The organism is uncultured Helicobacter sp., from assembly GCF_937906905.1.
Classification (GTDB): domain Bacteria; phylum Campylobacterota; class Campylobacteria; order Campylobacterales; family Helicobacteraceae; genus Helicobacter_B.
In genome coordinates this window covers 19,331-29,551 of the sequence record NZ_CALERY010000031.1, presented here as the reverse complement: position 1 = coordinate 29,551, position 10,221 = coordinate 19,331, and the positions used below count along the sequence as shown (strand labels likewise).

The 10,221-nt window shown below is 43.9% G+C and carries 7 protein-coding genes; 1 reads left to right on the top strand and 6 read right to left on the bottom strand.

Annotated elements, in window-relative coordinates; translation table 11 throughout:
• The 6 genes from Q0171_RS07810 to gatC all read right to left on the bottom strand — a co-directional run.
• Positions 1-3,523, bottom strand: a 3,523-nt coding sequence (locus Q0171_RS07810) for an N-6 DNA methylase (RefSeq protein ID WP_299328632.1), incomplete at its 3' end; no start/stop codon positions are given.
• A gap of 137 nt (positions 3,524-3,660) precedes the next feature.
• Positions 3,661-4,212: a toxin gene (locus tag Q0171_RS07805; RefSeq protein WP_299328629.1), complete on the bottom strand. Its 552-nt coding sequence runs from the start codon at positions 4,210-4,212 to the stop codon at positions 3,661-3,663.
• Between the two features lie 9 nt (positions 4,213-4,221).
• Positions 4,222-5,046 (bottom strand): cytolethal distending toxin subunit B family protein, encoded by an 825-nt coding sequence (locus Q0171_RS07800; protein ID WP_299328626.1) that lies wholly within the window; start codon positions 5,044-5,046, stop codon positions 4,222-4,224.
• Between the two features lie 33 nt (positions 5,047-5,079).
• On the bottom strand, positions 5,080-5,808 hold the full coding sequence (locus Q0171_RS07795; protein ID WP_299328624.1) for an RICIN domain-containing protein: 729 nt from the start codon (positions 5,806-5,808) through the stop codon (positions 5,080-5,082).
• Between the two features lie 283 nt (positions 5,809-6,091).
• On the bottom strand, positions 6,092-8,932 hold the full coding sequence (gene uvrA / locus Q0171_RS07790; protein WP_299328621.1) for an excinuclease ABC subunit UvrA: 2,841 nt from the start codon (positions 8,930-8,932) through the stop codon (positions 6,092-6,094).
• 81 nt (positions 8,933-9,013) lie between these two features.
• Positions 9,014-9,304, bottom strand: coding sequence for an Asp-tRNA(Asn)/Glu-tRNA(Gln) amidotransferase subunit GatC (gene gatC / locus Q0171_RS07785; RefSeq protein ID WP_299328619.1), 291 nt, complete (start codon positions 9,302-9,304; stop codon positions 9,014-9,016).
• A 78-nt stretch (positions 9,305-9,382) separates the two neighbouring features.
• Here gatC and Q0171_RS07780 point away from each other — a divergent pair, with 78 nt between their 5' ends.
• The gene (locus tag Q0171_RS07780; protein ID WP_299328616.1) at positions 9,383-10,219 is read left to right on the top strand and encodes a TSUP family transporter; all 837 of its coding nucleotides are present in this window, start codon (positions 9,383-9,385) and stop codon (positions 10,217-10,219) included.
• Positions 10,220-10,221 lie beyond the last annotated feature (2 nt).

Below are 10,221 nucleotides of genomic sequence, written 5' to 3'. Positions count from 1 at the left end.
AAAAATCTAGCTTAGATTCTAGCTCTTGTATAGAATCTAGCAGGGAAGCGATGAAGTCTCTACCGCTCTGGCTAGAATCTGCAATGCCGCATTTGACTAAAATCGCACGAATTAACTCTTGGTATTTTTCTATGCTCATTCTTATGGTGTTATATTGCTCTTCTACTTTTTCACACTCTGCTACGATTTGCTTTTGAATATCCAAAGGCGGTAGGGGGATTTTGAGTTGCGATAGGTTAGTTCTTGTGATTTGAGGTTGAGCCGCACCTGTAATAACGCTTTTTATGTTTGACAGCGGCAAAATATAAATTAAAAATTTTTTTAATATAAGGTTTTTTTCTAATGGCGTTATTATCATCGCATTACCTGTAATCCAAGATTCTGGTTCTGTAAAGTTAATAGTTCCGCAAGTTGCACCCCTGCAAGTCATTGCTACTTCAGCATCTTTGTGATTATATTTATCGTAAAATCCTATTACGCCATTTGCACCATAAACTTTATATTGTCCTTGTTCTAAAATTTCTTTTCCCGTAATGGTTTGTGGCTGATACATTTTGCAAACAGATTCTAACTTTACCAACTCATATTTACAATTTTCAAAAGGATTCTGTGCGTTAAACTCGCCTTGTGAATTGATAGGATTTAAGCTTATAGCCTTATTAAAATCCACCTTGCTAAAGTCTAGCATATCTATGAGTTTTGCCTTAAAAGCATAGGGGCTTAAGTCTTGTGGGATAGTGATTTTGTCATTGCGAGAATTTGACTTGTCAAATTCGTGGCAATCCACACTAGAATCTGCTTGTTGATTGTGGATTGCTTTGGTCGCTTCGCTCCCTCGCAATGACGGAGAGAGGGTTTCGCCTTGCAGGGAAGAAGATTCTAAAAACGCTTGGCGGATAAGGTAGGCTAGTTTGTTTGGATTGTGCGGATTATCCCTTTCAAAAAGGGGGCTAAGGTAGGGACTATGTAGCTCTTTAAGCCCTTCATCGCCTTTGCGATTACTCCACTCATAGCCTAAGAATTTTTTCTGCTCTTTGCTATCACTTGGGGCTTTGATGATGATAGGGGCTTGGTTGAGAGCTAGAGAGAAATAGAGTAATTTATCTTTTTCTATCGCTCTTGCGTAGGCTAAAAAGGCGTTGTGTATCAAGGTGTCTTTGTCTTTAGAACTTTGAAAGGCTTTAGAATCTAGCAGCTTTTTATACTCGCTTGTTTCTTTAAAGGCGGCGTGGTATTCTTTAAAGGTATCTAGCTCTAAAAGCTGTGTTGTGCTTTGGGAGCTTTCAATATTTTGTTCTGTGTCTTTGGTTTCACTTGGCATTTTGCTTAAATTGTAGCTAGATTCTAAATCCTTTTGCGCCCTAAACCCCGCAGCCCACCCATTTGGTTGAGATTCTAAACTTCCATTTAAAAAGCTCTCATACTCCCCTTTATCAAAGCCCCTAAAATCACAATACGCATTAAATGCGTTTATGTAGTCTTTATAAGGCTCATTTTGTGACAAATGTCCGCTTTCTATGTAGTTTTTGATATTGCTATAATCTTGCGAAATGGTTGCGTTTTCTGGTGTGAAGCTGTCCTTTTTGCGTAAGAATAAAATAATGGTATTTGTGCCTGTCGCTCCAAAAGTCCCGCTGCCTAGCTCCACGATAGCGATGAAGTCAAAATTGATAAGCAAAATCTCTCTTGTGCTTTTATAAATGCCATCTTTGTTTAGAATCGAGCTTGGTAGGATAATGGCGGCTTTGGCATTATCTCTTAAAAGCTGGTTTGCCCTCTCTATGAAAAAGCACTCAATGGCGTTGTTTGTCTCTATATTTATCTCATTAGTAAAAAGTGTGTAGGTCTTTTTGGATTTAGCACTTAAGGTCTCTAAAAAGCCCTTGACAGAGTAAGGGGGATTAGCGATAAGTAGGTCAAAGCTGTGGTTGTCAATTTGCAATTTTTGCTTATTTCCGCTGTCTGTTTTGGGATTTTCTAGCTCGTGTGTGGCAAGGGCGTCTGCATAAAGGATATTGATTTCATTTTGTCCATACATAGCAGAAGAAACTTTTGCGACTTTACTTAGGCGGTATTCTTTCTCAATGCCATAGATTTGTTTGTAATGCTCTTGTAAATCCTGCGTGGCGTAGCGTTTAAGCTCGTTTGCATAAGTGTTTAGAAAATGTCCCGCTCCACAAGCAAAGTCAAGCACTTTTAAAGGCTTAGAACTTAGCATAGAATCTAGCGGTAAGGCATACATAATGAATTCACAAATTTGAATCGGGGTGAAAAACTGCCCTTCATCTTGCTTCATACCCTTTTGTAAAAAAAGCTCAAAAAGATTGCCTAAGAATTGATTGGTGGAATTTTGCGTGAGTTTGTAGGGGGCAAAAAGCTCGATGATTTCTTTTAGCACTAGGGCGTTTTGTAAAAATAGCTCTTTATTATGCACTTCTAAAAAGGCAAAGTCGTTGTTGGAGTAGAATTTAAGCTCTTTGATATGCTTTTGTATTTGTGCTTTTAAATCTGTTGCGTGGAGTTTTTTAAAGGCTTTTTCTATATCATCATTAGAGACAAAGGTAATTTCTTCGCCTAAAAATTCACTCATCGCTTCTTTGTAAAGGAGCATTAGCCTATCTTGCATACTCGCATAAGTATCTGCCATAACGCCAAAATAGCCAAATTTAAGATTGTTTTTATTAAAGCTTTCATCATAGATTTTACATAGAAAAATATTTACAAGTTTGTCAAAGGCGTTTTCCTTGCCTGAAATATTATGTTTGCGTAAAATCTTGGCAAACTCGTGGTATTTACCCTCTTCTTTTAGCTCTTGTAGATTAGAAAAAGTGGGGGTTAGCTCTAGAATCTTATAGGCATTTACTTGGCTTTCAAAAATGCCTTGTGTGAAAGATTGTAGTTTATAGCTCTCTTTCCACGCTTCAAAAAGCTCCTCCACGCCATTGGCATTTTTATAGGATTTTTCTAGCTCGTTTTCTTGTAGGTATTCGTCATTATCAAAGGCTTGGATAATGTAATTTTGATATTTGATATTTTTAGATTCTGCTTCTAAATCGCTGGTGTAAAGGCATAGGAATTTTGTAGCTTTTTGTTGCTGAAAATAGCTAAAAAGCTGTCCGCCTTTATTATTTTGCATTCTCTCCCACTCTTTGCTAAACTCGCTTCCTGCGGTTTTGCACTCTATGATGAGATAGGGGGCGTTTTTATTATCGCGCACTAAAATATCAGCTTTGCCACTTTTTGCTTCTCTGCCTAGCTGCCATCTCGGCTCTAGCTCTAAAGACTCTGCTTTATAGCCTTTTTCTAGCAGTCTATGCACGCATTCAAAGACGACAAAATTTTCAGGGTGAGAGAAGTTGGAAGTCGTGGTGTCATTGATTTTTATGCCTTGTGGGTAGATAAGCTGTTGCTTTGTAAAATCTACTTGCATTATGTAGAAGTTTATGGTCTTTGTGTAGAGCTGTCCTTTTGGTTTGAAATTTAAAAGCTCTAGCACTTCTTTTAGATTTTCTTTAGTGATCATTTTTATCCTTGCGTAAAATATACATAGACCTATGCGCACAAACTACGCCAGGAATATGCGATAAATATTCTAACAAAAGGCGGAAAAGTTTGCCAGAAGCCCACCTGACTAACCTCGACACACAAAGCCTGTATCGCTTAAGGGTTAATAAGCCTTGCATCGCGGATAGGGGGATTGAGCAAAAAGAGATTATCCAAATCCACAGAAAAAAGGCTATCCACATCGCAAGGGCGGATTCCAATGCCCCTGCCCCTTGGGAGCTGAGGGTTGTTAAACACCGTCATACACTCATTTTTATCCAGCACAAAGGAGCGGATTTGCACTGCGGGTGTGGTTGTGGGGATAATGGTATAGAGTGTCTCATATTTTTTAGAATCCAAATCTTCATTACAATTTTTGCGTGTAAATAATCCATCTTCGCCTAATGCTAGGCAGACATCTTGCGTGCCTAGCTGCACAAACTGCACCGCCCCTAAATGAAAATCCTTAAAAGGGTCATTTTTACTCATATCCTCTGTCAAAGGAATATCCCGTATAGTCCAATTCCTATCTTTCCCAAAGCCCACAATATCCCCAGAAAACGCACTTCGTATCGACACAGGCGTGGTAAATTCTACAAAATCTGGCAGCTCCGGGTCATCAGCATACGCGCTCAATACAAGCACTGCAATAAGCAAGAATCTTTTCATACCCACTCCTTATTTGAAATTCCCAAATCGCACAGGGACATGATCTGAAGCTAAATGCGATCGCACGCTAGCAGCCATCAAAAGCGCGGTGATAGTAGGCAGAGCAAGTGTCCTCCTATCAGCAGAGCTTCGCCCCACAACCGCATAGTCCAAAATCCTATTTGCCGCCCCCCTACTAAAATGCGTGGCGGAATTTTGCGTAACGATGTGTATGTGGTTGGTAATCCTTGTATCAAGCCCAGATTGCAAGCTAGCAGGATCGCGGTTAAAATCCCCAGCGATGATCCAGCTTAACTCTGGGCGCGTGATAAACTCATCATGCACGGCGGTTACTAAAGCAGTGGCATCACCGCCGCCACTTGCTAATGCGTGGATATTGAAAAACACATCATTACCGATTCTAATGCCAATTGCAGGGCGTGAAACATCAGCCGCAACCCTATCTTGACGGATTACAAAGACTTCCTCCGCCTGTCTAGCACTCACAATCGCCATATTCACTCGCCTAGCCCCTACATCAATATTGGCATAGTAGATAAACACAGAATTTGGTCGTGAGCGTGTGCCTAAATCCCAAGTGTATTCCTCAATGGGCGTACCGCCGGGCTGGATCACTCTGCCTGTGGGTCTAGCGGTGGCAGGGACTCTGCCGGCTTCTTGCACCATTAGGATATTCACAGGATTATCGCCTGTGATGAGCTGCCTCACACTCACATTCCACTTATTCTCCGTGCTAGCTGAAGAGCCTTGTAGATTCCAAGTCCCCACGACATAGTCCTCAATCCTGCCAAAAAGTAGGCTTATGCCTAGTAGCATTAGCGCGATAATTTTCATTGTGCCACTCCCTTATGTCAATGTCGTATCAATCTATCTGCCATCGGTGCTAAAGACTACGCCTGCTTGAAGCGGCGGCGCGGTGATAAACCACTGCTGATCGCTATTTAGCTGCCCACCTTGCACGCAGTCTGTGAGAAAAATGCTAAAAAATCTTGTGGCTTGATTGCTCGGTGTCTCTAGGCATTGCTTGGTGGCGACATTTTGGATTTGCACCGCTTGATTGTCAAAGAAATTAAACCTCCACAGCTGCGCTGGATCTTCCATATTGCAGTAGCTATGGATTACGCCATTTCTATACGCGCTTAGGCAGGTGCCTTCCTTGGCATTTTGGATTGCCACACTGCCATTAGCTTTGGTGAAAATCCGCCAAATCCTAGCCCCACCAAAATCTAGGGTATCTATCAGCGGATACCCCCACACCCAATTCCCCACCGCTAAAGCCCAAAGCGTCAAAACACCCCCTTCAGGGCTCATAATAGAGAGTAAATCAGACACACTCTCTCTGCCGCTATTATTCCCAGCTAGCAGCAGCAGCTCTGTATGCTCGGTGGGCGTGTGGTTGCCCGCTTCATCGGTGTTTGGTCGAGGGAGTATATCTGTAAGGTTTGCTCCCTCTACAAGCGAGACTTTACCAGAATCCACTTCACTCATATCCACAGGCGGCGTAGGAGAATCCCCAATGCCCAAATCCACGCCTACACCTACTTCTTGCGCCAAGCAAACCCCAAATAACAGCACCGCACACATAGTCAAACGCATAGCAACTCCCAATGTCGTAATAATGTTGTAATAATGTATCCGCGATTGTAGGGCAAAATAGATTAAACACCAAGCAAAGCGCGGTCATTATCTGCCTAGAAGCTTGTAAATACACAACATGAGCCACTTTTATAAAAATAGATTCTCATCAAACGCAAATGAATTGCTAAAGAATCCGCACTCTGCCAAGCAGTGCAAGCACCACTCGCACTAGCAAAATCACGCACACCGCTCGCCCAAAACAAGCGAAGCAAATTTCTAAAGAAGCTTGCTTTAGCTACGCCTAGCTTGATGTCTTGTTTTGCTCCTCTAACTCTTTGGCTAAAAATTTTGCCGTGTAGCTTCGAGAATCTTTCGCAGCCTGCACACACTCTGCCACACTGCCAGCAAATATCACTTCCCCGCCTTTATCTCCGCCCTCTGGTCCCATGTCGATGATATAGTCGGCATTTTTGATGAGATCGAGATTGTGTTCGACGACAATGACGCTATTGCCAAGCTCGACGAGATGATGTAGCACTTTTGTGAGTCGATCTACATCGCCAAAATGCAGCCCAGTGGTGGGCTCATCAAGCACATAAAGCGTGCGCCCAGTGTCCTTGCGACTAAGCTCTTTTGCGAGTTTTATTCTCTGTGCTTCCCCGCCACTTAGCGTGATGGCATTTTGCCCTAGCGTGATATAGCCTAGTCCTACATCTTGCAGGGTTTTTAGCTTCTGGTGGATTTTGGGGATTTTGGCGAAAAACTCGCACGCGCTATCCACGCTCATCTCCAGCACATCTGCAATCGATTTGTCGCGGTATTTGACTTGGAGGGTTTGGGGATTATATTTCGCGCCATGGCAGAGATCGCATTTGACTAGCACATCTGGGAGGAAGTGCATTTCTATGCGGATCTCCCCCTCGCCTTGGCATTTTTCACAGCGCCCACCTTTGACATTGAAGCTAAAGCGCGACACGCCAAAGCCCAGAATCTTGGCTTCTTTGGTATTGGCAAAGAGAGTGCGGATTTCGTCCATCGTGCCTGTGTAGGTGGCTGGGTTGCTCCTAGGGGTGCGACCTATGGGGCTTTGATCAAGGTAGATAACCTTGTCCAAATGCTCCAGCCCTATGATTTCTACACCATCGCATTTTTTGATCTTGCGTGCATTATTGAGAATTTCTTGTGCCACAGGTAGCAATGTCTGGAGTATCAGCGAGCTTTTCCCACTACCGCTAACCCCTGTTACACACACAAAATTTCCCAACGGGATCTTAGTGCTTAGGTTTTTGATATTGTTAATACTGACATTTTTGATATGCAGCCATTGTTCTTGTGCTCGATCGTGCTGATAGGAGATATCTCGTTTGCGGTTGATAAAATCCGCTGTGAGTGTGTCTGCCTTTAACATGCCTGCCAAATTGCCGCTATAGATGACTTCCCCGCCATTTTTACCAGCACCTGGTCCAATATCCACGATGAAATCCGCGCTTGCGATTGTCTCCCTATCATGCTCGACAACGATGACGCTATTGCCCTTTTGCTGGAGATTACGCAGTGTATTGATGAGCTTTAGCGTATCGCGCTCATGCAGCCCGATACTCGGCTCATCGAGCACATACATCACACCAGTGAGTCCGCTGCCAATCTGGCTGGCAATGCGGATTCTCTGGCTCTCTCCGCCGCTTATCGTGCGTGCATCACGACGCAAGGTAAGATAGCCTAGCCCCACATCGACAAGGAAAAACAGCCGCTCGATGATTTCTTTGAAAATCGGCGTGGCAATGAAGCGCTGCTGCTCGTTCAAATATGCGAAGTTTTTATCATCGGCAAAAAACGCATAGCTCTCTTCAATTGGCATAGCGATCACCTCACCAAGCCCTAAGCCAGCGATTTTGACGCTTAAAGATTCTGGCTTGAGTCGATTGCCCCCGCACGCATCACAGGGCTTCTCGCTCATGTAGTCGTGCAAATCACGCTCGTCTTTAAACATATCATACGCGATTTGGAGAATCCCTTTCCATGGGCGTTTTAGTGTGCTATTGCGCCACAAAATCTCCACTTCATCTGCATTGCCATAGAGTAGCGAGCTTTGCTGTGCTGCGTTTAACTCATCAAAGCTCTTTTTGCTATCGATTCCGCTTTGCTTGCAAAATGCTCGAAAAAGCTCGGCATAATAGTTGCGATTAAAGCCAAAAACTACTTTAATCCCACCATCTGCGAGTGGGAGCGAGGTGTTTAGAATCTTTTTGACATCAATGCTATATTTGCTCCCAAGCCCAGAGCAGCTCTCACATGCGCCTTTTGGGGAGTTAAACGAAAAACTTAGTGGCTCGAGTGGTTCGAAGCTCACCTTGCAGTCAAAGCACGCAAAATGCTCAGAATAATGCACCAGGTGGCTTTGCTCATCTACGCTATATTCAATTTCTACTTCGCCAAAAGATTCTTTAAGCGCTTTTTCAACTGCTTGGGCGATTCTGGTGTGATTCTCTGGAGCACTTACGCAGCGATCGATAATGAGCTTTATGGTGTGTTTTTTGGTCTTGCTTAGTGCTATTTCCTCATCGAGCCGCACCATGACACCATCGATATATGCGCGCACGAAGCCTTTTTGCCGAAGCTCGAGAATCTTATCGGCAAAGCTTCCTTTTTTCTCCCGCACGATGGGGGCGAGAATCATCATTTTGGCATTTTCTGGGAGAGCTAGGACCTGCGCGATAATATCGCTTGAAGTCATCGATGAGATAGGCTTGCCACAAAGATGGCAGTGCTGCTTGCCTATGCGCGCATACAGCAGTCGCAAGTAGTCATAAATTTCAGTGATTGTGCCAACAGTGGAGCGCGGGTTTTTACTCGTGGTCTTTTGGTCGATTGCTATGGCGGGGGTGAGTCCATTGATTTTATCGACATCGGGTTTGCCCACACGATCTAAAAACTGCCTGGCATAGCTTGATAGCGACTCGATATATCGTCGCTGTCCCTCGGCATAGAGCGTATCAAATGCGAGCGTTGATTTCCCACTACCGGAGAGTCCAGTAAAAACGACAAGCTTGTTTTTGGGGATTTTTAGGTGGATATTTTTGAGATTATGCTCTTTTGCTCCAATGATTTCTATGTGGTCATGGAAACTTGTTGTATCTTGCATGGGGCTGTATCCTGCTATGGTGGATTCTTGGCGTAGCTAGTGGGCTAGATTCTGGCAAATCTAGCGACGAATTTAAACTGCTTATTCAATAATTTTAGGCACGATGAAATAGTTATCCTGTGCTTTTGGTGCATGCGCTAGGACATCACCAGCAATGCCTGAATCGTGTGGCACATCATCGCGTAGCGGGGTTTTGGCATGGCTCTCTAGTGAGATAGAATCCGTATCCACCGCACTAAGATTTTCAATAAATCCCAAAATCTCATTGAGATTATCCGCGACCTTTGCTTTTTGTGCTTCCTCCAAATCAATCATTGCAAGTCGTTCAAGCTTGGAGAGAAGTTTGTCGTCGATGATTGTGCTTTTATTCACTAGGGCTCCTTTGCCGTGGGTTTAAGCATAATGGCGCTAAAATCCGCGATTATAGCAGAATCTAGGTAAAGGTCGAGCATGGCAGAAATTGGCGTGTATATGCACACATATCTTGGGGAGCATTGGGCGCTAGTATTTGGTGCGCTTTGCATGGCATTTTTTATCGCGGCATTTGTGGATTCTATCGCTGGGGGTGGTGGATTTATCTCTACGCCTAGTTTATTGCTCGCTGGTATCCCACCCCATCTAGCGCTTGGGACAAATAAATGTATAGTCATCTTTGGCACAGCAGTGGCAAGTGCAAATTTCATCGCTCATGGCAAAATCCTCTGGCGTATCGTAGCTATCGGCGTGGTATGCGCGAGTGTGGGGGCATATATCGGCTCTGAAGTTGTCGTGGCTACAAAAGAGAGCACGCTAAAAAGTGTGATTTTGATTCTGCTGCCATTAAGTGCGCTGCTCGCCCTTATCCCACGCAAATTCCATGCTGGTAGGAGCGACTTCTCACATACAGAAACTTTCATCATCACTCCGCTACTGACACTTAGTATTGGATTTTATGATGGATATTTTGGACCGGGGACTGGGAGTTTTCTTATCTTTGGATTCTATCTTGTGCTTGGTATGGATTTGCTCTATGCTAGCGGTAATGCTAAACTCATAAACCTAGGCTCTGGGATTGGCTCTCTTATCGCATTTATCCTTAATGGTAGCGTGCTCTATCTGCTCGCCCTCCCGCTTATCGTCTGCAATATGCTTGGAGGCTATATGGGCTCAAAACTAGCACTGAAGAAAGGTGTAGGCTTCGTGCGCGCTATGGTTATCGCAGTGTTTGCGCTGATGTTTGTCTCGCTTATTGTGCAGTATCGCGCGGATTTGTATGCTACAATACAAGCACTCTATCAACGATTCTAAGG